Consider the following 24,089-nt stretch of genomic DNA (forward strand, 5'->3'; position numbering starts at 1 on the left):
TGGGGACTCCGTAGCATTTCTCAAAACAGATCTTCGGACCCAGCCATCTGGTTTTCCGATTCCCAATCAGATGCTTCGAAACATGTCATTCCATCTTCAGTGGAGGAGGTCCTCAATGCGCACGCGATCCATGGTCAAAGCGACCGCACCGTTGCGCGGGATTGTGGATGGAGGTCGGTCATGAGACACCGCACCCACATGGCCCTGCTCGCCACCCTGATGACGGCCACGGCCTTCGCGCAGGACATCAACGTCTACAGCACAACCATGGCCCAGAGCTGGAAGCAGGACACTCCCGGCTTCGACAAGACCACCCTCATGCCGGTCACGGAATTCCTGGGCATCGACGCCAACCACCTCGGCACGGACGCCCTGTCCCTGCACCTCTACGGCTGGGGCCGGACGGACCTGAAGGACCAGTCGGCCATCGGCGGCAAGAACGCCGGCGACCTCACCTACGGCTACCTCCAGTACAGCTTCGACCGCGCCAACGCCGAGATCAAGGCGGGCCGGATCGTGGTGAACCAGGGGATCGGCAACGAGATGGTCGACGGCGTCTCGATGCGCACCGACCTGCGCAACGGGTTCACCTTCTCCGCCTTTGGCGGCCAGCCGGTCATCTTCAAGAACCACAGCGGGCTGCCCCAACTGGACCAGTCCTTCCAGCGCGATTTCATCGTCGGGACCCGCCTGGGCTGGCGCATGGCCAAGCTCGGCGAGATCGGCGTCTCCTACCTGCAGGACGGCACCACCGCGGCCAAGGATCTCCCGGTCCCCAACCCCATCGACTACACCCGCCGCCAGGTGGGCGCCGACATCACCCTGGCCCCCGCGGCCTTCCTGGACTTCAGCGGCCGCACGGTCTTCGACGTGGCCAAGCACCCCGACGCGCTGCCAGGCCAGGACCGCTCCTCTATCGCCGAGCACGACTACAAGGCCACCGGCAAGATCCTGGACAACCTCTCCGTCACCGGCAACTTCGTCCAGCGCAACTTCTACGCCTACTACGCCGGCACCAACCTGCCCAGCCTCTTCAACCAGAACGAGAAGGGCAAGTTCAGCTCCAACGGCATCTCGGCCAGCTGGAGCCCCCTGGCCTTCCTGAACCTGGTCGCCGACCTGCGCACCACCAAGCGCGAGACCTACGGCAACACCACCCGGGCCGGTCTGGATGGGCGCCTCACCTTCGCGGCCCAGCACCTCGTCCTGGGCGGCGGCTACCACAAGGTGAACGCCTTCAAGGTCAAGCTCGTGGATTCCCTGACCCCCGCCTACAGCGTCTCCCACAGCGAGATGCGCGGCTGGGCGATGTATGAGAAGGGCAACTTCTCGGCCAGCCTGGACGCCATCCGCCTCCACTACAGCGGCGCCGAGGTGAACCCGAACCTCAACCACAAGGCCATCGAATCCGAGATCGTGGGCTCCCTGGGCTACCAGGCCACGAAGAACTTCAAGATCTCCGGCGACATGAGCTTCGCGGACACCCCCCTCTACAAGAAGCAGGTGATGGGGCTCCTCCGGGCCGACTTCCGCTTCGGCTTCGCCGGTAAAGGAGGCAAGTGATGTTCAAGAAATTCGCCCTCATCGCGGCGGGCCTGGGTCTCGGCCTCCTCACCGCCTGCGCCCTGGTCTCGCCTGAAGCCAGCTTCGCGCGCACCCACCCCCAGGAGCTGAGCGCCGGCCGCCCCAGCTGCACCGAGTGCCACGGCACCGAGCGGGTCAAGAGCACCCAGAAGACCTTCGCCTCGCTGGACCACACCACCACGTTCGTGAAGGACCACAAGGTCCAGGCCACCCAGGACGGCGCCACCTGCGCCTCCTGCCACGCCCAGTCCTTCTGCTCCGACTGCCACGGCGGCAAGACCGCCATGCTGCCTTCGGCCAAGCTGGGCAACCGGCCCGACCGCCTGTCGCCGCACCGGACCGGCTACCTGACCATGCACCGCATCGACGGGAAGGTTGATCCCACGGGCTGCTTCAAGTGCCATGGCCGCGCCAACAACGAAAAGTGCACCGCTTGCCACAAGTAGGGGTCTGATCATGAACAAAACCTTGATTGCAAAGACCTTCTTCGCGGCAATGGCGGCGTTGGCCATCATCGGTTGCTCCAGCACCGCGGCCGACAAGGCGGCGACGCTGAACCCGGCCACGGGCGCCCATCCGGCCACCTGGCAGGCCACCCACTGGTCCGAGTACCTGAAGAATCCCGACGGCTGCAAGCCCTGCCATGGCTCCACCACGGACACCGCGGCGGCGGGCGGCACCTCCGGCGTCAGCTGCTTCGGCTGCCACCACCCCAACGGCCCCCACCACCCCGCCGGTTGGGCGAACCCCTCCCAGCATGGGCGGCTGGGCGCCCAGGGCGCCCCCAACGGCGCCACGTTCCTCCAAGGCAAGGGTTTCGCCTCCTGCACGCCTTGCCACGGCTCGGACTACACCAACCCTGTCGGCATCGCTCCTTCCTGCAAGGCCTGCCACACCAAGGCGCCGCACCCCAGCAAACCCTGGCAGAGCGGCCTTTCCCCGTTGAACCCCAACCACGACAAGACCGATTACGCGAACGCTTCCGAGTGCGTGAAATGCCATGCCCTCGGCGCCAATTCCGATATCACGCCCCAGCCCCCCGCACCCGCGGGAACGACACCCGGCTGCTTCAACGGAACGCTCTGCCACACCACCAAGTTTTAATTTCCAGACGGCCACCGCGTCGTTTTGAAGCAACTGATCTGTCAGACCACCACGGGAGGTGCACGACTTGACACATAAGCGACGTCAACCCAATCACTGCCAGCTCCAAGCAAGGCAATTTTGCGCAAATGCTAATAAAAGGAGGAAGTAGCATGGAAATGAAACCTCTCAAGAGGTTGGGCACCCTGGTCGCCACTGCGGCCATCGCCCTCGCCCTCATCGGCTGTCGCGGTGCGACAGGCGCCGCCGGCGCCAATGGCGTCAACGGCACCAATGGTACCAATGGCACCAACGGCACCAACGGCTCCAACGGCACCAACGGCACCAACGGCACCGGCCCCCAGGTGCTCGCCGCCAACCTGACGCCCACTGAATGGAGCGACCTGGCCCTCCAGGGCACCATCACCAGCGCGACCGTCACCAACGGCAAGCCCGTCATCAACTTCAAGGTGACCGACAACAACGGTACCCCCGTGGTCGGCCTCGGCTTCACCTCGAAGGCCTCCAACGCCCTCGCCGCCAGCTATCCCAACTTCGGCTTCACCATCGCCAAGCTGGTGCCCGGCACCGCCGGTTCCCCCAGCACCTGGGTGAACTACGTCGTCACCACGATGCCCACCACCACCACGGCTTCGGTCCCCGGCAAGCCTTCCACCGACAGCACCGGCACCCTCGTTGACAACGGCGACGGCAGCTACGTCTACACCTTCTACCGCGACATCACCAAGGTGCAGGCTGCCTTGGACGCCTTCACGTACACCGGCAACAACAGCCGCGCCGACCTGGGCGACGTGACCTACGTTCCCACCCTGACCCACCGCGTCGCCATCCAGATCGGCGGCAACGCCCGCGGCACCAGCACCAACACTGCCACCGGCGCCGACAGCGGCGTTCCCGCAGCCCCCATCCAGGTGGCCGCGAACATGGTCTACGATTTCGTTCCCGCCACCGGCAAGGCCGTCGCGGCCACGGACCAGCAGCGGGTCGTGACCTCCCTCGGCGCCTGCAACGCCTGCCACACGCGCCTCACGGTGCACGGCGGCAACCGCTTCGACCCCAACTACTGCGTGATCTGCCACACGGACCAGCGCAAGTACACCTACGGTGAGGCCTCCTCCACCGTCGTGGGCGCCACCGCGACCGTGCCCGCCCACCTCAAGTTCACGGGCAGCACGATGAAGGTCCGCGGCCTGGCCGTGGCCGACTTCCCCGCGTTCATCCACCGCCTCCACATGGGCGAGGGCCTTGTCAACGAGGGCTACAACTACGCCAACGTCCTGTTCAACGAAGTCGCCTACCCCATGGACCAGCGGAACTGTGTGCAGTGCCACAGCGCGTCCACCGGCGCGGCCCAGGGCGACAACTGGAACACCGTCCCCAGCCGCACCGCCTGCGGTGCCTGCCATGACGCAGTCGACTTCGCCAACGGCGTCAACCACGCCGCGCTCGCCGACGATTCCCAGTGCACCCAGTGCCACACCCCCGGCGGCATCAAGATCAACCACACCCCGGTCGTGGCTCCCAACGCCAACAACGGCTATCTGGCCGCGCCTCCTGCCGGCTCCCAGCCCCGCAACAACAACACCAACGCCTCCTACGTGGCCGGCTACACGGGCAACCTGCCCGCCGGTGCCTGGATCCCCACCTGGGAACTCAAGTCGGTCATTCTGAACGCCTCCAGCCAGCCCGTGTTCACCTTCCGCTTCATGGTTGACAAGCAGGACGGCCAGGGTCCCAAGGCCCAGACCATGCAGACCTATGCGGCGGGCACTGTCACGGAGATGTTCGCCGGCTATGTCGGCAGCCCCAGCATCTACCTGGCCTTCGCGATTCCCCAGGACGGCATCGCCGCCCCCGCGGACTACAACGCCACGATCAGCACCTACCTGAAGCGCGTCTGGAACGGCACCGCCACCGGCAACGCCGTGGGCACCCTCTCCGCCACCCCCGACGCCAACGGCTACTACACCCTCGCCCTCACCGCCGTGAAGGTGCCTTCCACCGCCACCATGCTCACCGGCGGCATCGGCTACACCTACGGCGTGAACACGGACGTCACCAAGGACACCCAGCCCCTGACCCAGACCGGCGTCACCGGCTACGCCTACGACCCCGCCACCAAGCAGGGCGGCCTGTCCGTTCCCGCTCCCAACGTCTGGAAGATGGTAGCCAACGGCTTTGATGCCTCCGGCAAGGCCGTGACTCCGGCCAACGGCAGCACCGCGCTCTACGCCCAGGTTCAGCCCCGGCGCGCGATCGTCACCAATGCCAAGTGCAACGCCTGTCACGCCGCCCTCGGCATCTTCACCGAGAAGGTGTACCACGCCGGCCAGCGCAACGACGCCCCGACCTGCAACTTCTGCCACAACCCGAACAAGGCCAATGCCTATGGTTGGGCCGTGAACATCAAGGACGCCGTCCACGCCATCCACGCCGCCGACAAGCGGGTCAACAAGTTCAGCTGGGAAGTCGCCTCCGGTGACTACTACTGGAACGTGACGTACCCCGCGATCCTGAACAACTGCGAAGCCTGCCACGTGCCCGGCTCGTACGACTTCGGTGGCACGGCCAACGCCGCCGCCATTCCCAACCTGCTCTACTCCACGGCCATGGCGGGCACCACCACCGCGCCCACCACGCCTGCCGCCACCCCCACCATCGTTGTGGGTGACGGCGTCGCCGAGCCCCTGTCCTGGCAGAACAACTACTGGGCCCCCGGCATCGCCCCCAACACCAGCTACGGCCTCGTGTTCCAGACGAGCTTCAAGGCCGCCGACGTTACCGCGAATACCTACTCCACCCCCGCGGATACTCGGAACCTGGTCCACTCGCCCGTCACTGCCGCCTGCTGGTCCTGCCACGACAGCAAGACCGCCACGGCTCACATGCTCGCCAACGGTGGTTCGATCAACGAACCCCGCGCGACGGCCATGCTGAAGTCCGAGCAGTGCACGCTCTGCCACGCCGCCGGCAAGACCGCCGACGTCAGGGCCGTCCACATGAACTTCAAGTAACGTCCATGCCGGGGCAGGGCCCACCCTTCCCCGGTGCTTCGATCTGAATGCTAAGATGGCCCGGGCGCCCCAAGGCTCCCGGGTCATCTTGCTCATCCGGAGGAACCGAATGAACCGCAGCACCCTGAAGACCGCCCTCGCCGCCCTTCTGATCCTCGGGTCCGGCACCGCCGTGCTGGCCCAGGACGATGACCAGCCGCGGGCGCCCAAACCCCGGGCCGCCAAACCCCATCCCAGGAAGAAGCCCGCGAAGCCCATCGGCAAGCAGGTGGACATCAACAGCGCCAGCAAGGACGAACTGCAGAAGGTCCCCGGCATCACGCCCGACCTGGCCTCCAGGATCATCGCCGGAAGGCCCTACGTCACGAAGTCCCATCTGGTCGAGAAGAATGCCGTGCCCATGGGGGTCTACCTCGCCATCAAGGACCGGGTCTTTGTGAAGCAGAACATGAAGGTTGCGCCCAAGGGCAAGTAGCAGGATAGGGCTCCGCACCGCGAGGCGCGGGGCCCTCTACTTCTTCGCGGCCGTGAGTTCCCGGTGCTGCTGCATGTCGAGGATCTGCAGGTCGCGGATGGTCACGTTGGTCATCGACGCGTCCATGTGGGCCTTGACCTCGTTCCAGGCCTTGTGGAGGGGGCAGGGGTTGTCCACGTTGTCGCAGTGGGCGAAGCCCATGACGCAGCCCGACATGGTCTCGATGCCCTCCAGGGCAGCCACCACCTCGCCCACGGTGATGTGGTGGGCGGGACGGGCCAGCCGGAACCCGCCGCGGGGACCCCGCACGGAGTGCAGGATGCCCTCCTGGGCCAGGGACTGGAGGATCTTGGCCAGGTAGGGGCCGGGAAGGTCCAGGAGCGAGGCCAGGTCCTTGGCCAAGCTGTACGTTCCATCCTCGGGCATCGCTGCCAGAGCCCTGAGTGCATAGCCGGTTGCCGTCGAGAAGAGCATGGCGAATCCCTGTTTAATTAAGGATAGGCTTGTCTTCTTAAAAAACAAATGAATTAATGAACGTTACACATCTTATTTCCTGGACAGGGTCGTTCCCTTCACCTGGAGAACACCCTGGTCCTGCAAGGTTCTGAGGCTCCTGGACAGGGTTTCCGGGGTCATGCCCAATTGAGCCGCCAGGGTCTTTTTTGTGACCGGAAGCACCATGGAGCCGCCGGCGGGCACGTGCTCCCGGATCCACGTGCGCAGGCGGTCCGAGCTGTCCGAGCCCGTGAGCTGCTCCACCTTGCGGGTGAGCTTGCGCAGCCAGACGGACTGGGCGTGGATGATGGCCAGGGCCAGGTCCGGGTCCTCGCGCATGGCCGCCATGAACGGAGCCTTGGGAAAGTGGTAGACCCGGGAGGGCTTGACGGCCGTGGCGGTGGCGGGGAAGACCTCGCCTCCGAACATCGCGGCCTCGGCGAAGCTGTTCACCGGGGTCACCACCGCCAGGGTGGGGTGGGAGCCGGGGGTGTCGCCGCTGCGGGTGAGCTGGATGGCGCCCTCCACCAGGACGTAGAAGCCCGTGCAGGGTTCGTTCTCCAGGAAGAGCATGGTCTCGGGGTCCAGGATGCGGGAGGTGGCGAGGCGTCCTACCCGTTCGCGCTGGGCGGGTTGCAGAGTGCGGAAGAGGGGGGCGGCGGACCAGGGCGGGATCATGGGACCAGGATAGTCAGTGGGATCAATTCAGTCTCGTTTCTCTTTTATTCCGGGCGGCCAGGGCGAAGGCCACGGTCAGCACGCCGAGGATGCCGGGGGCCAGCCAGGGGCTGCGGGCGGGGGTGGCGATGGGCCGCCAGGCGAGGTGGAGGCTCCGGGAGGCCTCGGTCATGGGCTGGCCCCAGAGCTCCCAGGAGCCGTCCGCCCGGAAGAGGCCGGACTTGCCCGTGAGGGTGGCGCGCAGGAGCGGCAGGCCCGCCTCCACGGCCCGCAGCCGGATCTGCACGGCGTGGAGGTCGGTGGCGACGCTGCGGTCGAACCAGCCGTCGTTGGTGTGGTTGGTGAGCAGCTGGCCCCCGGCCAGCGCGACGCCCTTGGCCACGCGCTGCTCCAGCAGGGCCTCGCTGCAGATGAGGGGATGGACCGCCAGGGGGCCCTGGGGGGTGGGGAAGCGGAAGCTGGAGTCGGGTCCCAGGGTGCCGGCCTCGGCGGAGTAGAAGCCCAGCTGGCGGTCCAGGAAGTCCCGCACCGCGGGGGGCCCGGGCATGCGCTCCCCGAAGGGCATGGGCAGCACCTTGGCCTGGATGAAGCTGGGCTGGCCCGCGGCCTCGCCGCGCACCAGGTTGAAGCGCCCGCCCTCGGTGCCGTAGAGCCAGGCCACGCCGCGGCTCCGGGCCTCCTGGGGGAGGCGGCCTCCGGGGGCCCGGTCGTCGCGGCCCAGGACGGAACTCTCGGGCCAGAGGACCAGGGTGGCGAAGGCGGGGCGGGGCAGGCCGGCCCGGCGCAGCTCGGCGTCGGTGCGCCGCCACATGTCCGCTTCCATGCCCGGCATGCGTTCGCCGGGGGGGTAGTTGGGCTGGATCATCACCACGTCCAGGGCCAGCTGGGGGCCCCGGGGCAGGTAGTGCCAGGCGGCGTTCAAGGCGCCCAGGAGGAGCAGCAGGGCGGCGGGGGCCGCAAGGACCCTGCGGGGACCGGCGCCCTTGGCGGACTGGAACCCCGTCCAGGCCCCCAGTCCCCACAGGAGGGCCACCAGGCCCTGGGCGCCCAGGAAGGCGGCGCTGCGGGCCATCCAGGGCACGGCGCCCAGGGGGGAGGCGAAGCTCAGGTCATAGATGTGGAAGGCGTAGGTCTGCCACACGGCGATGCCCAGGCCCGCGGCCAGGGCCCCCGCCAGGGGGCTGCGCCGCCGGGCCCAGCGGGCCAGGGCGGCCACGGCCAGGAGGCCCGCGGCTTCGTAGGCGTAGAAGAGGCCCGCCACGCCCAGGGCCGCGGCCATGGGCATGGGGGCCTTGGAGTGCATGACCTCGGGCACCCAGTGGAAGCCGCCGATGGTGCCGGCCAGGAGGCCCAGGTACACCCAGCCCAGGCGCCGCCCGCGGCCCACGGCGGCAAATACGAGCGCGGGCAGGAGGAAGGCGGCGCAGGCCTCCAGGTAGCCCCGGCCCGAGGCCATGGGGAAGCGGTTGGCGGCCAGGTAGGCCAGGGCGATGAGGAGGGCGTCCTTCATCGGCCCAGGCCCGCCCGGCGGGCGGTTTCAAAGCAGGCGATGCCGGCGGCCACGGCGGCGTTCAGGCTTTCCACCCCGAGGATGGGGATGGCCACGCGGGTGATGCCGTCGGGCAGCTCCGCTCCGGTGAACCCGTGGCCCTCGTTGCCCACGAGGATGCGCACCCGCCCCGCCAGGGGGGCCCGGTCCAGGGGCAGGGCCCCGGGGGCGCCGTCCAGGGCGAGCCAGGCGCCCTCGTCCAGGTCCAGGGTCTCGCGCCGGCGCAGGGGCATCAGGAAGGCGGCGCCCATGCCGCCCCGCAGGGCCCGGGGGGCGAAGGGATCGGCGCAGCCGGGGCCGAGGATGGCCTCCTGGAAGCCGAAGGCCGCGGCGCTGCGGAGGATGGCGCCCAGGTTGCCGGGATCCTGGATGCCCCAGGGCACGATGACCCGGGCGGGCAGGGGGCCTTCCGGGGCGGGTTCCAGGGCGGCCAGGAGGGCGTGCTCGGGGGGGCTGCCGGCGTCGGCCAGGTCCCGCATGAGCTGCTCGCCCAGGACGCAGACCTCCACCTTCAGGGCCCGCTCCAGGGGGTGCGGCCGGGCGCCCTCCAGGCGGAGCCAGGTGACCGGCCGGAGCCGCCCGGATTCGGGCCCGGCGGCCCAGGCCTCGATGAGCTTGGCGCCCAGCAGGAGGGTGTGGGTGCGCTTCGCCCCTCCCGCCGCGGGGAGGGTCCGGAGCGTCTTGAACCTGGGGTTGGCCCGGCTTGTGATCAGGTTCTCTTTTTCCATGCCTTCAAGCCTAGCCGGAAGGATTCCATAGGACACTTCAAAGGAACAAGGCAGAATCTTACCCATCGTCCAATTTGTCGCGCCGAGTACCAGCGGCCTGTCGCAAGCCTTAGTGGAGGGGGAACTAATGCAACCCTATGTCTCATCCGAGCAGAACTTGAGGGAATTCTCCCTCCGGGCGGTGCTCATCGGGCTGGTCCTGGCCGTCGTCCTGGGCGCGGCCAACGCGTACCTGGGCCTGAAGGCGGGCATGACCATCGCGGCCACCTATCCGGCCGCCGTCATCTCCATGGCCCTGATCAAGCTCATGAAGGGCACCATCCTCGAAGAGAACATGGGCCGCACCGTGGGCAGCATCGGGGAATCCGTGGCCGCGGGCGCCATCTTCACCATCCCGGCCTTCGTGATCTCCGGCATCTGGCCGAAGTTCTTCTCGCTGACCAACTACTTCACCTCCAGCGCCATCATGTTCGTGGGCGGCACGCTGGGCATCATGTTCGTGGCCCTGCTCCGGCGGGTCATGGTCGAGGACGCCGAGCTGCCCTACCCCGAGAGCGTGGCCGCCGCCGAGATCCACAAGGCCGGCGCGCAGGGCGGGGGCGGCACGAAGATCCTGTTCACCGCCATGGGCGTGGGCGCGGTCATCCAGGCCCTGGTCCAGGTGCAGCTGTTCGCCAGCACCTGGCAGTGGTTCGTGTACTTCAAGCAGAACAGCTTCGCGCTGATCGCCAAGGGCAAGGCGGCGCTGGCCCAGGGCGGCCTCTACCTCACGGCCCCCGGCATCAGCCCGGCCTACATGGGCGTGGGCTACATCATCGGGCCCAAGCTGGGCGCCCTGAACTTCGCGGGCGGCGTGATGGCCTGGGGCCTCATGGTCCCCCTGATCATCTATTTCATCGCCCCCTACTCCATGCCCGCCGACGCGACCATGGCGGACTGGTTCGCGCTGTCGGCTGCCGTCTGGAAGTTCATCGTGCGGCCCATCGCCATCGGCGGCATGCTCATGGGCGCCAGCTTCACCCTCTTCAAGATGCGCAAGAGCCTCACCACCGGCCTGGCGCGCTCGGTCTCGGACGTCAAGAAGGCCGCCGCGGGTGGCCACACCGTCGACCGCGTCAACCAGGACCTGCCCTTCTTCTGGGTCATGATGGGCATCCTCTTCGCCGCCGTGGCCACCTTCCTGATCACCTGGCAGATCTTCCACGTCGGCTTCATGGTCTCGATCGTCGCCGCCCTGGTGATGATCATCGTGGGCTTCTTCTTCTCGGCCATCAGCGGCTACCTGGTGGGCATCATGGGTTCGAGCAACAACCCCATCTCCGGGCTGACGCTGTCGGCCCTGGTGGTGACGGCGCTGGTGATGGTGGCCCTGGGCGTCAAGGGCAACGCCGGCGTCGCCGCGGTGCTCGGCGTGGCCGCCATCGCCTGCGTGGCCACGGCCGTGGCCGGCGAGATGCTGCAGGACCTCAAGGTCGGCTACATCCTGGGCGGGACCCCCTGGCGCATGCAGATGGGCGACATCCTGGGCGTGGGCCTGGCCGCCGCCGTCCTCTTCCTCCCCCTGATGATCCTGCACGAAGGCGACATCAAGAAGGCCGCCGAGACCCAGATCATCCAGCTGGAGGCCAACCACGTCTCCTCCGTGACCTACCTGGACAAGACCTACAGCATCAATGAGCTCCGCCAGCTCCCCGCCGACCAGAAGAAGGTCGTCATGCAGCTCGACGCCGGCTTCGGCAGCCCCAACATCCCGGCCCCCCAGGCCGGCCTGATGGCCATGCTCAGCCGGGGCATCGTGGAGGGCAAGATGGCGTGGCCGCTGATCATCGTGGGCATGCTCATGGGCTTCGCCTTCATCCTCATGCAGGTGCGCAGCCCCATGCTGGTCAGCGTCGGCATGTATCTGCCCCTGGGCACCACCTTCGCCATCTTCCTGGGCGGGTGCGTGAAGGGCGTCGTGGACATGGTGGCCGAGCGCAAGGGCCTCAACGCGGCCCAGAAGGTGCGCGTGGAGAACTCCGGCGTGCTGGTCGCCGCGGGCCTCATCGCCGGCGAGGCCCTGGTGGGCCTGCTCTTCGCGGGCATGACGTTCTTCGAGGTGAAGTACATCATCTTCGCCAATCCCCCGGCGATCACCTTCCTGGTGAGCCTGGCCATCCTGGCCGGCATCGCCGTCTACCTGGTGAAGCTGCCCATGAACAACGCCGGCGCCGCGGACGAGCCCGCGCCCCCCAGCGCGAACTTCTAGCCGTTCCGTTCTTCCCCCGCGGGTCCCGGTTTCCGGGACCCGCGGCCGTTGAGGAGGTCTCCATTGGGAGGCATGAGCACCGCCGAGATGATGACCAGGGTTCCGGAACGGGCCGTGGAGCATGAAACGAACGAGGAGGGCCGCGTGGTCCTCCTCCGTCCCAAGTTCCTCAGCCCCCGCCTGGGCTGGTTCCAGAAGCTCCTGCCCCGGCCCGTCTTCCGGGTGAAGCTGGACGCCACGGGGTCCTTCATCTGGGAGACCCTGGATGGCACCCGCACGGTGCGGGACGTGTGCGAGGCGGTGCGGGAGCGCTTTGGAGCCGGGGCCGAGCCGGTGGAGGAGCGGACGGTGGCCCTGGTCTTCCAGATGGCCTCGGGGGGGTTCATCAGGTTGCTATAGTGTCTTCATGAACCTCGGCAGCCTCAAGGTCCGCTCCATCCTGACGATCCTCTCGATCTACCTGGCGGTAGGGGTCGTCACCGTTCTCGCCTTCCTTTGGGCCGCCCAGGGAATTTCCGGGGCCTTCGGCCAGCGGTTCGCGGAGAAGAACGCGCAGCTGGAGAAGGAGCGCCTCATGGGCCCGGTGCGCCGGGAGGTGGCCCTGGCCCGCAAGCTGGCGGACTCGGCGGCCCTGCGCGGCTTCTGCCGGGCCGAGGGGGATCCCGGGGCCCGGGCCGCGGGGCTGGCGGAGCTGGAGAGCTTCCGCCGGGCCTTCGCCGACCAGAGCTGCTTCTTCGTGGTGGCCCGGAGCCGGCACTACTACTTCGGCGATCCCGCCGCTCCGGCCAGGGCCCCCCGGTACACGCTCGAGGCGGGGGCGGTGAACGACCGGTGGTACTTCGAGGCCCTGGACAAGGTGGACGATTTCGCCCTCCACGTGGATTCCAGCGTGCCCCTGGGCGTCCTCAAGGTCTGGGTCAACGTCGCGGTGAAGGACGGCGGCCGGAAGGTGGGCCTGGCCGGCACGGGCGTGGACCTCTCGGCCTTCCTCAAGGCCCTGGTCCAGGGCTCGGACCGCAGCGCCCAGACGATCATGGTCGACCCGAAAGGCGTCCTCCAGGCCCACCCGAGCATCCGGTACATGGACTTCAACGCCCGCATGAAGGACGAGTCGCGCCGCATGACGCTCTACCAGCTGGTGGACTCCGAGGCCGGCAGGAGCCTGCTGCGGGAGCGCCTGGATCGCCTGGTGAAGGGGGACTCCGCCCTGGAGTCCTTCCAGATCAGCGTCGAGGGCCGTCGCTACCTGGCCGCGGCCCTGTTCATCAGGGAGATCGACTGGGTGACGATCACCCTCGTGGACCCCTCCCAGGTGATGGGCCTGCGCAGCTTCCTCCCCATCCTGGCCCTCCTGGCCCTGAGCCTCCTGGTGACCATCGCCCTGGTGTCCTGGCTCCTGAACCGCATGGTGCTCGAGCCCCTGGCGCGCCTGACCCGGTCCAGCCGGGAGATCGCCGCGGGCAACTACGGGATCACCCTGCCCGTGGACCGGGACGACGAGATCGGCCGGCTCACCCGGACCTTCAACCACATGGCCGCCACGATCCTGGACTACACCTCCAACCTGGAAGGCCTCGTGGAGGAGCGCACCCTGGCCCTGACCCAGTCCAACAGGAAGATCCTGGACAGCCTGGCCTACGCCCACCTGATCCAGGAGAGCATGCTGCCCAAGCCCGCGGACCTCTCCCGCCACATCCCGGACCACTTCGTGCTGTTCCGCCCCCGGGACATCGTGGGCGGGGACTTCTACGCGTGCCTCCCCGACGAGCGCGGCTTCCTGCTGGCCGTGGGGGACTGCACGGGCCACGGGGTGCCCGGGGCCTTCATGAGCATGAGCGCGGGCGCCATCCTCAGCCAGCTTGTGGCCAAGCTCGGCTCGGCGGACCCCGCCCTCATCCTCAGGGAGATGAACGGGGCCCTCAAGCGCCTGCTGCACCAGGGCAACGGTGAACCCGCGCCCCGCGGCGGGATCATGGACAACGGCCTGGACCTGGCGCTCCTGAAGGTGCTGCCGGACCGGGTGGTGTTCGCCGGGGCCCGCCTGCCGCTGTGGACGCTGGGGCCCGGGGAGGAGGAGCTGACCGTGCACGCCGGGGACTCGCACAGCCTCGGGTACCGCCGCTCCCGGGAGGACTTCCCCTTCCGGAACCAGGAGCTGCCCCTGGCGCCGGGCACGGTGCTCTACCTCTTCACGGACGGCATCCTCGACCAGCACGGGGGCAAGTTCAGCTTCGGCTTCGGCCGGCGCCGGCTGGGCAGGCTCCTCCAGGACCTGCGCGGGCTTCCCATGGCCGCCCAGGGCGAGGCCCTGGCCCAGGCCTTGGCCGACTACCAGGGGGGCAACCCCCAGCGGGACGACATCACCATCCTGGGGTTCCGCAGCGGCCCCGCCGAGGAGTAGACCATGGGCGACCTGGACCAGATACGGCATTTCCTGGCCTCCGAGGGCATCCTCATGTGCTTCAACGGCCCCTTCCGGCACAGCATCATCGAGGAGCTGGGCAGGGCGGTGCGCAGGCACCTGGAGGCCGAGGCCGTGCGGAAGGCTGCCATGGCCGACGTCTTCACCGTCTTCATCGAGGCCGCCCAGAACGTGGCCGGCTATGCCTCCCTGGGTCCCTGGACCGGCCCGGAACGGGCCCAGGCCGAGGCCGGGGTGCTGGTGATCGGCCGCAGCGGCGACCGGTACCTGGTGCGGTGCGGCAACTTCATCCGGCGCCAGGACGCGCCTGCGCTCCTTGCGAGGCTGGACGCCCTGGGAAGCCTGGCCCCGGCGGACCTCAAGGCCCTCTACAAGGCGCGCCTGCGCGCCGAGCTCCCGCCCGGCGCCGCGGGCGCGGGCCTGGGCCTCATCCGCATGGCCCGCACCGCCTCGGCGCCCCTGTCCTACTCGGTGGTGCCAGCGGATGCCGGCCTGGACTTCTTCTCCCTCACGGTGACGCTATGACCCTCGAGAACCTGTCGTTCGCAGCCACCGCCTCCAGCCCCCGGGTGCGGAGCGACGCCGAGGCCGGGCTCCTCGAGCTCACCGGGGAATCCTACCCCGAGAACTCCTTCGAGTTCTTCCAGCCGATCCTCGGATGGGTCGCGGACTTCCTGGCCCGGGACGACCGCCCCCTGCACGTGGAACTCCGCCTCACCTACCTCAACACCAGCAGCATCAAGTGCATGATGGACCTGCTGGACGCCATGGAGGAGGCCCACCTTTCCGGCCGGGCCGTCTCCCTCACCTGGTTCTACGATCCCGAGAACGACAGGGCCCTGGACCTCGCCGAGGAATTCCGGGAGGATCTGGGCCTGCCGTTCCACATCGTCCCCTCGCCTTCGGAAGGATGATCGCCATGGCCACCACGGAAGGGAACCCCAGATTCCGCTTCACCCGGGCCGGGGACGCCGCGGTTAGATCCCTCCTGTACCGGGACCCCGCCGCCGCCGACGTGCGCAGCCGCCTGGAGGCCCTGCGGTCGGACCCGGCCAACCGGGACCACCCGCTCCTGGCGGAACTGGAGAGGCTGGGCGACGCCCACCTCCGCCTTCTGCGGCGCCTGGGGAAGATCACCCGCATCTCCGACGGCTTCCAGAGCCAGCTCAAGGCCCTGAACGAGGTGCTCCAGCAGGCCTCCCGCACCGATTCCCTCACGGGCATCCCCAACCGCCGGGCCATGATGGAGGATCTCCGCTCCGAACTGGCGCGCTCCGTGCGCGAAGGCGGCACCATGGCCGTGCTCATGGCCGACGTGGACCGGTTCAAGAGCGTGAACGACACCCACGGGCACGAGACCGGCGACCGGGTGCTGGTAGCCCTGGCCCACGCGCTGCGCGACGCCCTGCGGGCCTACGACGTCTGCGCCCGGTGGGGCGGCGAGGAGTTCCTGGTGCTCCTGCCCGCCACCGGCCGCGAAGGCGCCCTGGAGGTGGGCGAGAAGCTGCGCAGGGCCGCCGCCGCGCTGTCGGTCTCCACCGCCGAAGCCCTCGTCTCCGTGGGCCTCAGCGTCGGCCTGGCGGTGCTGGAGCAGGGGGAGTCCATGGATTCCCTCATCCGGAGGGCGGACGGCGCGATGTACCTCGCCAAGCGCCTGGGCGGGAACCGGGTGGAGGGCTAGAACCGATAGGTCAGGCCCGCGGTGACGGTACCCAGGTTCCGGCCCTCGGTCGAGATGGAGTGGTACCGGGCCAGCAGGCCCCACCTCTCGTTCATGTCGACGCCGAAGCCCGCGTTCCAGGACAGCTTCACGCCGGTCTCGTAGAGGAAGTTCCCCTGGCGGCGCTGGACGTTCATGCCGCCGGCGCCCAGCACGATGAAGAAGCCCTGGAAGTCGGCCCGGGGCTTGAATACGTAGTTGAGGGTGAGCGACTGGCTCTGGGCCTCGCCCCGGCCGCCGTAACCCGGCGCGAGGCGGCTGGAGGACCGGGGGTGGAAGTTCCCGTCCAGGGCGAGGCGGATGGCGTGGCCGGGACGCTGCTCCCAGTCGGCGAAGGCGCCCACGGTGCAGCCCGCGCTCTCGGTGATGTGGTCCCGGGTGCCGCCGGTGGGCCAGGCGGCGCCGGCCGTGAGGCCCAGGCGGGGCGCCTCGGCGCCCAGGACGGTGGCGGCCGCGCAGAGCAGGCCCAGGCGCGCCAGGCGGGAAGTCGAGGTGGTCATGGTCACTCCGGAAGGTGGGTGGGAAATGGATGATTTCTTTATTCATCCAGGATCCCCGTGGGACCCTTCCGCTCATGTGACGCAAATTCCAGCTTGGTTACACGCAAAGTTCGGCCCCTGGCCCGCCGAATCGCGATCCAAGGGCTGATGTAAAATTTATTCGATTCCGAGGCGACCCTGGGTCATGCGGATGATGGCCGGCACGTGCAGGTCCTCGGTGAGGTTGGCCATCTCGCCGCTGGGCGTGGGCGCCTGGGGCAGCAGCCGCGTGGGGGTCAGCACCGGCGGATCCAGGGGGCTCTGGGGCACCTCGCCGTAGACGCGGCCGGAGTCGCCGTTGGCGGTGCGCGGAGCCTCGGCGAAGGTGCGCAGTTCCTGAGGGGCGGCCTCCTGGTCCAGGTCCTGGCTCGACTCCACGAAGCCCGAGGCCAGCACGGTGACCAGGGCGCGGTCCTCCAGCTCGGGGGCCTCCACCTGGCATAGCTTGATGTCGGCGAGGCCGTGGTAGTGGCGGCTCAGGAAGCCCATGGCCGTCTCCACCGCGGAGAGTTCCACGCGGTCCCAGTCGGCCATGACGGAGACGATGACCTGGGAGGCCGAGCCCCGGGTGTCGCGCTCCAGCAGGGGGCAGTCCAGGGCGCGCTGCAGGGCGTCCAGCAGGGCCTCCTCGCCGCGGCCGATGCCGGTGCCGATGAGGGCCTCGCGGCCGTTGCGCAGCACGGCCTCCACGTCGGCGAAGTCGCCGTTGAGGGTGCCGGGGCGCAGGATGAGGTCGGTGATGCCGCGAACGCCCTGGATGAGCACGCCGTCGGCGACCCGGTAGGCCTCCTTGATCTTCACGCCCTTCTCGCACAGCGTCAGCAGCTTCTCGTTGGACACCACGATGACCGTGTCGGCGGTGTTGCGCAGGTTCTCCAGGCCCTGGCTGGCCTTGTCGGACTTGTTCACGCCTTCCCAGCGGAAGGGCGTGAGCACCACGGCCACGGTGAGCGCGCCGAACTCCCGGGCGCAGCTGGCCACGATGGGCGCCGCGCCGGTGCCCGTGCCGCCGCCCATGCCGCCCGTGATGAAGACCATGTCCGCGCCCTGGAGCTGGGCGAGGATCTCCTCGCGGCTCTCCTCGGCGGCCACGGCGCCGCGCTCGGCGTTGCCGCCGGCGCCGAGCCCGCGCATGCTCTGCGGGCCCAGGGGGATCTTCACGTGGGCCTTGCTCTGGGCGAGGCTCTGCTGGTCGGTGTTCATGGCGATGAACTGCACGCCGCCGACGCCGCTCTGGATCATGCGGTCGATGGCGTTGCAGCCCGCGCCTCCCACGCCCACCACCTTGATGTTGGCGCCGGGAAGGTGGACGGGGTTGGGGAGGAAGGGGATGCCGCTCATGGGGTCGCCGGTCAAATCCATCGCTTGATCCTCTCGAACAGACCGCTGCCCCCGCGGGGGCGTCCGGTGGATTCGTTCATGCTGCGGTGAAGGGCCTTCACGGCCCCCAGGGCGTTGGTGTAGAGCGGGTTGGCGATGGCGTGGGAGAGCCCCTGGACGCCGATCACGCGGCCCAGGACGACCCGCGGGCGGCCCAGGATGTTCTGCGCGAGGATGGGCATGCCCGGCAGGAGCGAACCCCCGCCCACCAGGTGCACGCCGCCGTGGATCTCGTGGATGAGCCCCGAGCGCCCGATCTCCGCCAGCACCATGTTCAGGAGCTCGATGGCCCGGGCGTGGAGCACGTCGGCCAGCTCGCGGCGCGACACCTGGCGTCCCTCCTCCTCGAGCTCGATGTGCTCCTCGGCGGGGACCGTGCTGGGCAGGGCGGTGCCGTAGATGCGCTTGATGCGCTCGGCCATGCCGATGCCGCCCAGGTGCTTGGTGATCTCCAGGTCCTTGGTGAAGTGCATGCCCCCGATGGGGATCACCGCGGAATGGAAGAGCGTGCCGCGCAGGAAGACGCCCATGTGCGTGAGCTGCTCGCCGACGTCCACGACGACCGCGCCGTTCTCCGCGTCCTCGCGGCTCAGCACGGCCTCGGCCGAGGCCAGGGGGGAGTACATCAGGGCGGCGTCCTGGAGGCCCGAGAGGTGCAGGGCGCGGTTGATGTTCTCCAGCACGGAGCCCGGCGCCACGATGATGCGCACCTCGGCTTCCAGGGTGTCGCCGATCATGTTCACGGGGTTCTTGATGTCGCGCTGGCCCTTGATGTGGAACATCTGGGGGATGCGGTGCAGGACCGTCTCCTCCTTGGCGAGCTTGCAGCCGTTGGTGGCCTGCTCCATGACGCGGTCCTTGTCGCTGGGCGTGATGACCCGGTCCGCGGACGCGATGGTGATGGAGTCCCGCAGGTTCTCGCCCTTGAACTGGATGCCGTCCACGGTGACGCGGATGCCGTCGAGCCGCGTCTGGCCCGAGGTGCGCATGGCCTCCTCCACGGCGCGGGTGATGGCCGTGACCGTGAGGTTGATGTCGGTGATCTCGCCCTGGCGGATGCCCCCCTCGGGGTTCGCCTGGCTCGCGCCGGTGACGTTCAGGAGCCCGTTCTCCTCCTGAACTGCAACAACTGCGACAACTTTGCTGGCTCCGAGATCCAGTCCTAGCAGAACGGCAGGTTGCACCATGAGTATTCCTGTTTCCTTGACCCCAAGCATAACCGCACGGGAACTGGATTTACAGGGTTGAAAATTCAGCGGGGCTGGGCCACGGCCTTGGGCGGTGCGGAATCGGCAGGTTCGCCCACCGCGATCTCGTCGTCCCACCTCAGATCGATGTACCGCAGGGAGCCCGCATCCGCCCTCTTGGACAGCTCGTTCAGGAACAGCATCTGGAAATTGGGGATGTTTTTCGTGGGTTCCAGGCGCGAAAGATAGATGGGGGCGTCCAGGCCCTCCAGGAAGGCCACCGGGCCCCGGTCGCTCCACCGAAGCTCCGTGAGGCGGTCGTAAAACTCCTTCTGTTTGTTGCGGAGGCTCGTGGCGGTGCGGATCAGCTGGACCATCGGCCCGTCCTGCTGGCTTTTGGGATCCGCCACCACGGGAATGGGTGATAAATCAACTTGATTGAGCCGATCCAGCACAATGCCGTCGTCGGACACCAGGAAGACGCCTTCCGGGCGGACGAGCCAGAGGATCGGCTTGCGCTCCTCCAGCACCAGGCTGAGCCGGTCCGGCGGGTCCCGGCGGATGAGGAGCCCCTTCACCCAGCGCTTGGATTCCAGGGATTCCCGCAGTTTTTCCGCGTCGAACCAGAACAGCGGCTTGCCCAGGCAGACCTTGTCGGCGATGGCCTGGGCCTGCTCCAGGCGCTCCCCCCGGCAGCCGGAAATGGTGATCTGCTCGATGGTGAGCTTCTGCAGGCCCAGATACTTGTGCCCCAGTTCCAGGGCCGCGTAGCCCGCCCCCGCCACCAGCAGCCCCACGAGGCCCACCCGGGCCCAGGGCATCCAGGGTCGCTTCGGGCGGGTGCGGGGAATCATGGGCATGGGTGTCAGGTGTACCAGATCTCGACCTCAGGTTCGAGTTCAATGCCGTGGACGTCCAGGACTTTCTCCCGGACCCTCGCCATGAGCTCGCCGAATTCCGCCGCCGTGGCCCCCCCCAGGTTCACCAGGAAGTTCCCGTGCTCCGGGCTCACCTCCGCGTCGCCCACCCGGAAGCCCTTGAGCCCGGCCAGGTCGATGAGCCGTCCCGCGCTCTGGCCCGGGGGGTTCTTGAACACGCACCCGGCGTTGCGCTTGTGCAGGGGCTGGCTGGTGCCGCGCCTGGCCCTGCATTCCTCCACCCGGGCGCGGATGGCGGCGGGATCCCCCTCGGCGAGCCGCACCACCAGGCCCAGGGCCAGGTGGCCCCCCTCCAGGAAGCTCCACCGGTAGCGGAACTCCCCCGGTTCCGGGGCCTTCTCCACCAGGTCGCCGTCGGGCGTGAGGAACCGGAACCGGGCCAGGACGTCCACCGTCTCCCGGCCGTAGGCCCCGGCGTTCATGTGCAGGGCGCCCCCCACGGACCCCGGGATGCCCGAGGCGTATTCCATCCCCGTGAGCCCCATGGCCGCCGTGTCGCCGCTGAGGCGGATGTGGCCGTAGGACGCCGGGGCGTGCACCTCCAGGCCTTCGCGGCGCACCTCGCCGGGGAACCGGAGGCGCACCACCGGGGTCTCGATGTCCCCCAGGACGACCAGGTTGCTGCCGCCGCCCAGGACCCGCCAGGGGAGGCCCTCCCGGCGGCAGGCCCGCACGAAGGCCTGGGCCTGGGGCTCGTCCACCGGCTCGAAGAGCCACCGGCAGATCCCTCCCACGCCCAGGGTCGTCAGCTTGGAGAAGGGCACGTCCCGCTTGTGGGGGATCGCCAGGAGGTCGTCGGGCCAGGGCTTCATGGGTCAATTATGCCGGAGCCGCACCCCTTCGAGCGCCAGAAGCCGAGCCTTGGCCTCCAGGCTCCCGAAGAGGGAGAACCCGCCGGGGCCGTCGGCGGCCAGCACCCGGTGGCAGGGCACGAGGATGGGCAGCGGGTTGCGCGCCACGGCCTGCCCCACGGCCCGGGAGGCCCCCGGCGACCCCGCCAGGAGGGCCACGTCCCCGTACGTGAGGGTCTGCCCCGGCCGCGTGGCCAGGAGCACCTCCATCACCCGGCGCCGGAAGGGTGGCAGCCCCTCCAGGTCGAGCCGGATCCCGTCCAGGGAGCCCCCCTCCCCGGCCAGGTGCGCCGTGAGGGCCCGCACCGCGTCGGCCACCCAGGCGGGAGGCGGATCCCCCGGTTCCGGCTCCACGCCGAAGGTCAGGGAGCGCACGCCCCGGTCCGTCCACCGCAGCCGGCAGACACCCAGGGCCGTCGGGAAGTCCAGGAACCGCTCCATGCATGTAGGATGGCACATATGCGCTGGATGGGCCTCGACCACGGAACGAAGAACATCGGGATCGCCTTCACGGACGACCTGGAGATCCTCGCCTCGCCCTTCGAGGTGTGGCCCAACCAGGGCGAAGCCTCCCTGGCGCGGCTCGCCAGGCTCGCGAAGGAGGAGGGCGTCCACGCCCTTCTTGTGGGCCTGCCCCTGCACAAGGACGGCTCCGAGAGCGCCACCGCCCCCCTGGCCCGGTCCTTCGGGGAGGCCCTGCGGGATCGCACCGGCCTGCCCCTGGTGTTCTGGGACGAGCGCCTCACCAGCGTCGAGGCCGACCGGCTCCTGGCGGCGCGGGGCGTGAAGGCCAGGGACCGCAAGGCCCGGCTCGACGCGGCGGCGGCGGCGGTGATGCTGGCGGATCTCATCGAGACGAGGAGATCCAGGGGGCGGGCTGTGGGGAGCCCTGAGATCTGAGTTCCCTGGGAGCGCGGGTCAGGCTTCTTTTCTTCGCATCTGCGTGCCACGGTTCAGAACCTCTGGGCCGACATCCCTACCGGTCCCGCTCAAGTGCTGATAAACGCTTCTGCAGGTCGGTGATCAGGCGGTCCTTCTCCTCGATCACCTGGTCCTTCTGCTCGATGACTTGGCCCTGGTCCTTGATGACTTGACGATAGTCCGAGGACTCCCGTGCATGGCTCTGGAAGGTGGCAAGCAGGTCGTCCTCCACGTCCATTTTTCCGCGGACATCCTGTTCCGCCCCGGCCCGCATCAGCCGGCGCAGCACCTCCCGGTGCCGCTCCGGGAAGTTCTCCTCCAGGATATCAAGCAAATGCGGATCCGAACGGGATGCCAGACCCTGGTCGAACACTTCCAGCAGGCGTTCCAGATCGGTTCGCCTGCGATTCTTCAGGCGGTTGATCTGAACCACGATGGCATCATGGGTGAGCGCTTCCACGAATGGGTCGGTGATCCGCACCTCGTCCCCGGTGGCTACGTCCAGATAATGCCTGTTGACCTTGAGCACCGGCACATCGACGGACTCCAGGCCTTCTCCCAGGAAGTAGATGGTCACGATCGGCAGCGCCTGCTGCTCCCCGTCCGGGTCCAGGTAGGCGTTCTCCGGGCTCATGTAATTGGCGCCCAGGTAACGCCGGAAACGCTGCACGTCCCCGGCAGTGCGGGCCTTCTGGATCTCGATCAGGACCAGCTTGTGCCCGCCGTCCTCCTGGCGCACCTTGGCGGCGAAATCCATCCGCAGGACCAGGAGCTGGGTGCCGTCCGGCTTGGGCGCCTCGAAATGCACTTCCGTGGGGCGGAACTGCAACTCGAGCACTTCCTTGCCCAGCAGGGCGGAAAGCAGCAGGCGGGCCACTTTCTCGTCATCGAGCATGTACTTGAAGACGACATCATAGATGGGGTTGGCGATGTGCATGGTCCGGATCCTCCCGGGCGAAGTGTAGCGACCCCGCGCGTCGGCGGACCACGGAACGGCTTATTCCGGCCGTTCAGGCTACCGCACTTCCTCCACCACCTTCGGCCCCAGCCGCACGATCCGCCCACACCTTTCGGCCAGCGCCATGTTGTGGGTGACCAGCAGCGTCGTGGGCCTGAGCTCCTGGTGGAGCCTCATCAGGAATTCGAACACCTCCAGCGCCGTGGCCGGATCCAGGTTCCCGGTGGGCTCGTCCAGGAGCCACAGGCCGGGGCGCCGCGCCAGGGCCCGCGCCAGTCCCACTCGCGCGGCCTGGCCCCCGGAGAGGGTGCTGGGCAGGCGCCCGCCCAGGTCCGCCAGGCCCACGGTGGCCAGGAGTTCGCGCACCCAGGCTTCGTGGGCGGGGGTGACGTCCCCGGCGATGCGGATGGGCATGAGGAGGTTCTCCTCCACCGTGAACTCGGGCAGGAGGTGGGGCTGCTGGAAGGCCAGGCCCACGTGGGCGCGCCGGAAGAGGGCCGAGGCCTCGGGCCGGCCCGTGGGGACCTGGTGGCCGCCGGCCTCGATGGTGCCGCCCTCCCAGTGGTCGAGTCCGGCCACGCAGTTGAGCAGGGTGGTCTTGCCCACGCCCGAGACGCCCACCACGGCGCAGAGCTCGCCGGGTTCGACCTCCAGGGAGAAGCCGTCGAACACGGGGTGCTCGGCGCCCAGGTAGGTCTTGTGCAGGTCCCGGATGGAGAGGGCCATTCCCGTCATCGCATGAGCCCCACGAGCTTCCAGTAGAGTTCGAAGGTGGCCAGGGCGTCGCCCAGGGCGGTGTGGCGCTTCTCCTCGGGAACCTCGATGCCGAAGTGGGCGAAGAGCGCCGTGGAGCTGAGGTTGTCCAGGGGCAGCCTGCCGGCGTCCCGCAGGGCCGCGGCCAGGCTGTGGGTGTCCACCACGCGGTGGCTGAAGCGGGGCTCCAGGCTGTGCCCCAGGCTGTCCAGGAAGGCGCCCAGGAAGGCCTGGTCGAAGCCGACGTTGTGCCCTGCCAGGATGATGGGCTTGCAGATGTGGGGGAAGTGCTGGTCCAGGAAGACGTTCATCACCCCCAGGGCGATGTCCGGCTCCAGGGCCCCCGCGGTGTGCTGCACCAGGTCGATGCGGTTTACCTTCATCCCTCCCGCGGAGACCACGTAGGGTTCGTGGCGGATGAGGATCTCCAGGCTGTTGGCGACCCCGCCGGCGTCACCCACCACCAGCGCCACGCTCAGCAGGCTGTGCTTCCGGGGATCCAGGCCGCCGGTCTCGGTGTCGATGAAAAGCAGCGATTGGCTCAT

At 68.6% G+C, this 24,089-nt stretch carries 25 protein-coding genes; 12 read left to right on the plus strand and 13 right to left on the minus strand.

Features of this window, described 5'->3' with window-relative positions:
• Positions 1–180: 180 nt before the first annotated feature.
• The 5 genes from RAH40_RS18180 to RAH40_RS18200 all read left to right on the plus strand — a co-directional run bounded on the left by RAH40_RS18180 (position 181) and on the right by RAH40_RS18200 (position 6,177).
• Complete coding sequence (locus RAH40_RS18180) at positions 181–1,563, plus strand: hypothetical protein (protein ID WP_306599015.1); 1,383 nt, start codon at positions 181–183, stop codon at positions 1,561–1,563.
• Positions 1,563–2,030 (plus strand): hypothetical protein, encoded by a 468-nt coding sequence (locus tag RAH40_RS18185; protein ID WP_306599016.1) that lies wholly within the window; start codon positions 1,563–1,565, stop codon positions 2,028–2,030. Before RAH40_RS18180 ends, RAH40_RS18185 begins: the two co-directional genes overlap by 1 nt.
• 10 nt (positions 2,031–2,040) lie before the next feature.
• Positions 2,041–2,688, plus strand: a complete 648-nt coding sequence (locus RAH40_RS18190; protein ID WP_306599017.1) for a hypothetical protein — start codon at positions 2,041–2,043, stop codon at positions 2,686–2,688.
• 152 nt (positions 2,689–2,840) lie between these two features.
• Positions 2,841–5,702 carry an OmcA/MtrC family decaheme c-type cytochrome gene (locus tag RAH40_RS18195; RefSeq protein WP_306599018.1) on the plus strand — a complete coding sequence of 954 codons (2,862 nt, stop codon included), beginning with the start codon at positions 2,841–2,843 and terminating at the stop codon, positions 5,700–5,702.
• A 109-nt stretch (positions 5,703–5,811) separates the two neighbouring features.
• Positions 5,812–6,177 (plus strand): helix-hairpin-helix domain-containing protein, encoded by a 366-nt coding sequence (locus RAH40_RS18200; protein WP_306599019.1) that lies wholly within the window; start codon positions 5,812–5,814, stop codon positions 6,175–6,177.
• 36 nt (positions 6,178–6,213) lie between these two features.
• Here the strand turns inward: RAH40_RS18200 and RAH40_RS18205 are convergent, their stop codons facing one another.
• The 4 genes from RAH40_RS18205 to RAH40_RS18220 form a co-directional block, all read right to left on the minus strand.
• Positions 6,214–6,651, minus strand: a complete 438-nt coding sequence (locus RAH40_RS18205) for an Rrf2 family transcriptional regulator (protein WP_306599020.1) — start codon at positions 6,649–6,651, stop codon at positions 6,214–6,216.
• A gap of 72 nt (positions 6,652–6,723) precedes the next feature.
• Positions 6,724–7,350 carry a Crp/Fnr family transcriptional regulator gene (locus tag RAH40_RS18210; protein ID WP_306599021.1) on the minus strand — a complete coding sequence of 209 codons (627 nt, stop codon included), beginning with the start codon at positions 7,348–7,350 and terminating at the stop codon, positions 6,724–6,726.
• Positions 7,351–7,372: 22 nt separating this feature from the next.
• Positions 7,373–8,860 (minus strand): nitrilase-related carbon-nitrogen hydrolase, encoded by a 1,488-nt coding sequence (locus RAH40_RS18215; protein WP_306599023.1) that lies wholly within the window; start codon positions 8,858–8,860, stop codon positions 7,373–7,375.
• Positions 8,857–9,627 carry an RNA methyltransferase gene (locus RAH40_RS18220; RefSeq protein ID WP_306599024.1) on the minus strand — a complete coding sequence of 257 codons (771 nt, stop codon included), beginning with the start codon at positions 9,625–9,627 and terminating at the stop codon, positions 8,857–8,859. Before RAH40_RS18220 ends, RAH40_RS18215 begins: the two co-directional genes overlap by 4 nt.
• 127 nt (positions 9,628–9,754) lie before the next feature.
• Between RAH40_RS18220 and RAH40_RS18225 the strand changes: the two genes are divergently transcribed.
• From RAH40_RS18225 to RAH40_RS18250, 6 genes are all read left to right on the plus strand, one after another.
• Positions 9,755–11,875: an OPT family oligopeptide transporter gene (locus RAH40_RS18225; protein ID WP_306599025.1), complete on the plus strand. Its 2,121-nt coding sequence runs from the start codon at positions 9,755–9,757 to the stop codon at positions 11,873–11,875.
• A gap of 72 nt (positions 11,876–11,947) precedes the next feature.
• Entirely contained in the window at positions 11,948–12,274 is a 327-nt protein-coding gene (locus tag RAH40_RS18230; RefSeq protein WP_306599026.1) for a PqqD family protein, read from the plus strand.
• Between the two features lie 7 nt (positions 12,275–12,281).
• Entirely contained in the window at positions 12,282–14,276 is a 1,995-nt protein-coding gene (locus RAH40_RS18235; protein WP_306599027.1) for a SpoIIE family protein phosphatase, read from the plus strand.
• A 3-nt stretch (positions 14,277–14,279) separates the two neighbouring features.
• A complete protein-coding gene (locus RAH40_RS18240) occupies positions 14,280–14,822 on the plus strand; it encodes a SiaB family protein kinase (RefSeq protein ID WP_306599028.1) in 543 nt (180 codons plus the stop codon).
• On the plus strand, positions 14,819–15,211 hold the full coding sequence (siaC, locus tag RAH40_RS18245; RefSeq protein WP_306599029.1) for a biofilm regulation phosphoprotein SiaC: 393 nt from the start codon (positions 14,819–14,821) through the stop codon (positions 15,209–15,211). The genes RAH40_RS18240 and siaC overlap by 4 nt, the downstream gene beginning before the upstream one ends.
• A gap of 5 nt (positions 15,212–15,216) precedes the next feature.
• Complete coding sequence (locus RAH40_RS18250; protein ID WP_306599030.1) at positions 15,217–15,978, plus strand: diguanylate cyclase; 762 nt, start codon at positions 15,217–15,219, stop codon at positions 15,976–15,978.
• Here RAH40_RS18250 and RAH40_RS18255 read toward each other — a convergent pair.
• The 6 genes from RAH40_RS18255 to RAH40_RS18280 form a co-directional block, all read right to left on the minus strand.
• On the minus strand, positions 15,975–16,517 hold the full coding sequence (locus RAH40_RS18255) for an outer membrane beta-barrel protein (RefSeq protein WP_306599031.1): 543 nt from the start codon (positions 16,515–16,517) through the stop codon (positions 15,975–15,977). The two genes, RAH40_RS18250 and RAH40_RS18255, sit on opposite strands and share 4 nt — an antisense overlap.
• A gap of 156 nt (positions 16,518–16,673) precedes the next feature.
• Positions 16,674–17,918 carry a cell division protein FtsZ gene (gene ftsZ, locus RAH40_RS18260; protein ID WP_306599032.1) on the minus strand — a complete coding sequence of 415 codons (1,245 nt, stop codon included), beginning with the start codon at positions 17,916–17,918 and terminating at the stop codon, positions 16,674–16,676.
• Positions 17,909–19,123 carry a cell division protein FtsA gene (gene ftsA / locus RAH40_RS18265; RefSeq protein ID WP_306599033.1) on the minus strand — a complete coding sequence of 405 codons (1,215 nt, stop codon included), beginning with the start codon at positions 19,121–19,123 and terminating at the stop codon, positions 17,909–17,911. Before ftsA ends, ftsZ begins: the two co-directional genes overlap by 10 nt.
• A 65-nt stretch (positions 19,124–19,188) precedes the next feature.
• Positions 19,189–19,983, minus strand: a complete 795-nt coding sequence (locus tag RAH40_RS18270) for a cell division protein FtsQ/DivIB (protein ID WP_306599034.1) — start codon at positions 19,981–19,983, stop codon at positions 19,189–19,191.
• A gap of 5 nt (positions 19,984–19,988) precedes the next feature.
• A complete protein-coding gene (gene murB / locus RAH40_RS18275; protein WP_306599035.1) occupies positions 19,989–20,873 on the minus strand; it encodes a UDP-N-acetylmuramate dehydrogenase in 885 nt (294 codons plus the stop codon).
• A gap of 3 nt (positions 20,874–20,876) precedes the next feature.
• Entirely contained in the window at positions 20,877–21,353 is a 477-nt protein-coding gene (locus RAH40_RS18280) for a methylated-DNA--[protein]-cysteine S-methyltransferase (RefSeq protein WP_306599036.1), read from the minus strand.
• A gap of 18 nt (positions 21,354–21,371) precedes the next feature.
• On the opposite strand from RAH40_RS18280, the gene ruvX reads away from it, so the two are divergent.
• Positions 21,372–21,812: a Holliday junction resolvase RuvX gene (ruvX, locus tag RAH40_RS18285; RefSeq protein WP_306599037.1), complete on the plus strand. Its 441-nt coding sequence runs from the start codon at positions 21,372–21,374 to the stop codon at positions 21,810–21,812.
• A 76-nt stretch (positions 21,813–21,888) separates the two neighbouring features.
• On the opposite strand, the gene RAH40_RS18290 is transcribed toward ruvX, so the two are convergent.
• From RAH40_RS18290 to RAH40_RS18300, 3 genes are all read right to left on the minus strand, one after another.
• Positions 21,889–22,770: a hypothetical protein gene (locus RAH40_RS18290; protein WP_306599038.1), complete on the minus strand. Its 882-nt coding sequence runs from the start codon at positions 22,768–22,770 to the stop codon at positions 21,889–21,891.
• Positions 22,771–22,848: 78 nt separating this feature from the next.
• On the minus strand, positions 22,849–23,526 hold the full coding sequence (locus tag RAH40_RS18295; protein WP_306599039.1) for an ABC transporter ATP-binding protein: 678 nt from the start codon (positions 23,524–23,526) through the stop codon (positions 22,849–22,851).
• The gene (locus tag RAH40_RS18300; protein WP_306599040.1) at positions 23,523–24,089 is read right to left on the minus strand and encodes a 3'-5' exonuclease; all 567 of its coding nucleotides are present in this window, start codon (positions 24,087–24,089) and stop codon (positions 23,523–23,525) included. Before RAH40_RS18300 ends, RAH40_RS18295 begins: the two co-directional genes overlap by 4 nt.

The organism is Geothrix sp. 21YS21S-2, from assembly GCF_030846775.1.
Lineage (GTDB): Bacteria > Acidobacteriota > Holophagae > Holophagales > Holophagaceae > Mesoterricola.

Excerpts from the sequence above, each read along its gene's own strand:
- ftsA (WP_306599033.1), bottom strand. The coding sequence starts at position 19,123 with ATGGTGCAACCTGCCGTTCTGCTAGGACTGGATCTCGGAGCCAGCAAA.
- siaC (WP_306599029.1), top strand. The coding sequence starts at position 14,819 with ATGACCCTCGAGAACCTGTCGTTCGCAGCCACCGCCTCCAGCCCCCGG.
- RAH40_RS18210 (WP_306599021.1), bottom strand. The coding sequence starts at position 7,350 with ATGATCCCGCCCTGGTCCGCCGCCCCCCTCTTCCGCACTCTGCAACCC.
- RAH40_RS18280 (WP_306599036.1), bottom strand. The coding sequence starts at position 21,353 with ATGGAGCGGTTCCTGGACTTCCCGACGGCCCTGGGTGTCTGCCGGCTG.
- RAH40_RS18190 (WP_306599017.1), top strand. The coding sequence starts at position 2,041 with ATGAACAAAACCTTGATTGCAAAGACCTTCTTCGCGGCAATGGCGGCG.
- ftsZ (WP_306599032.1), bottom strand. The coding sequence starts at position 17,918 with ATGGATTTGACCGGCGACCCCATGAGCGGCATCCCCTTCCTCCCCAAC.
- RAH40_RS18270 (WP_306599034.1), bottom strand. The coding sequence starts at position 19,983 with ATGCCCATGATTCCCCGCACCCGCCCGAAGCGACCCTGGATGCCCTGG.
- RAH40_RS18230 (WP_306599026.1), top strand. The coding sequence starts at position 11,948 with ATGAGCACCGCCGAGATGATGACCAGGGTTCCGGAACGGGCCGTGGAG.
- RAH40_RS18295 (WP_306599039.1), bottom strand. The coding sequence starts at position 23,526 with ATGACGGGAATGGCCCTCTCCATCCGGGACCTGCACAAGACCTACCTG.
- RAH40_RS18205 (WP_306599020.1), bottom strand. The coding sequence starts at position 6,651 with ATGCTCTTCTCGACGGCAACCGGCTATGCACTCAGGGCTCTGGCAGCG.
- RAH40_RS18185 (WP_306599016.1), top strand. The coding sequence starts at position 1,563 with ATGTTCAAGAAATTCGCCCTCATCGCGGCGGGCCTGGGTCTCGGCCTC.
- RAH40_RS18290 (WP_306599038.1), bottom strand. The coding sequence starts at position 22,770 with ATGCACATCGCCAACCCCATCTATGATGTCGTCTTCAAGTACATGCTC.
- RAH40_RS18220 (WP_306599024.1), bottom strand. The coding sequence starts at position 9,627 with ATGGAAAAAGAGAACCTGATCACAAGCCGGGCCAACCCCAGGTTCAAG.
- murB (WP_306599035.1), bottom strand. The coding sequence starts at position 20,873 with ATGAAGCCCTGGCCCGACGACCTCCTGGCGATCCCCCACAAGCGGGAC.
- RAH40_RS18250 (WP_306599030.1), top strand. The coding sequence starts at position 15,217 with ATGGCCACCACGGAAGGGAACCCCAGATTCCGCTTCACCCGGGCCGGG.
- RAH40_RS18235 (WP_306599027.1), top strand. The coding sequence starts at position 12,282 with ATGAACCTCGGCAGCCTCAAGGTCCGCTCCATCCTGACGATCCTCTCG.
- ruvX (WP_306599037.1), top strand. The coding sequence starts at position 21,372 with ATGCGCTGGATGGGCCTCGACCACGGAACGAAGAACATCGGGATCGCC.
- RAH40_RS18215 (WP_306599023.1), bottom strand. The coding sequence starts at position 8,860 with ATGAAGGACGCCCTCCTCATCGCCCTGGCCTACCTGGCCGCCAACCGC.
- RAH40_RS18195 (WP_306599018.1), top strand. The coding sequence starts at position 2,841 with ATGGAAATGAAACCTCTCAAGAGGTTGGGCACCCTGGTCGCCACTGCG.
- RAH40_RS18255 (WP_306599031.1), bottom strand. The coding sequence starts at position 16,517 with ATGACCACCTCGACTTCCCGCCTGGCGCGCCTGGGCCTGCTCTGCGCG.
- RAH40_RS18240 (WP_306599028.1), top strand. The coding sequence starts at position 14,280 with ATGGGCGACCTGGACCAGATACGGCATTTCCTGGCCTCCGAGGGCATC.
- RAH40_RS18225 (WP_306599025.1), top strand. The coding sequence starts at position 9,755 with ATGCAACCCTATGTCTCATCCGAGCAGAACTTGAGGGAATTCTCCCTC.
- RAH40_RS18200 (WP_306599019.1), top strand. The coding sequence starts at position 5,812 with ATGAACCGCAGCACCCTGAAGACCGCCCTCGCCGCCCTTCTGATCCTC.
- RAH40_RS18300 (WP_306599040.1), bottom strand. The coding sequence starts at position 24,089 with ATGAGCCAATCGCTGCTTTTCATCGACACCGAGACCGGCGGCCTGGAT.
- RAH40_RS18180 (WP_306599015.1), top strand. The coding sequence starts at position 181 with ATGAGACACCGCACCCACATGGCCCTGCTCGCCACCCTGATGACGGCC.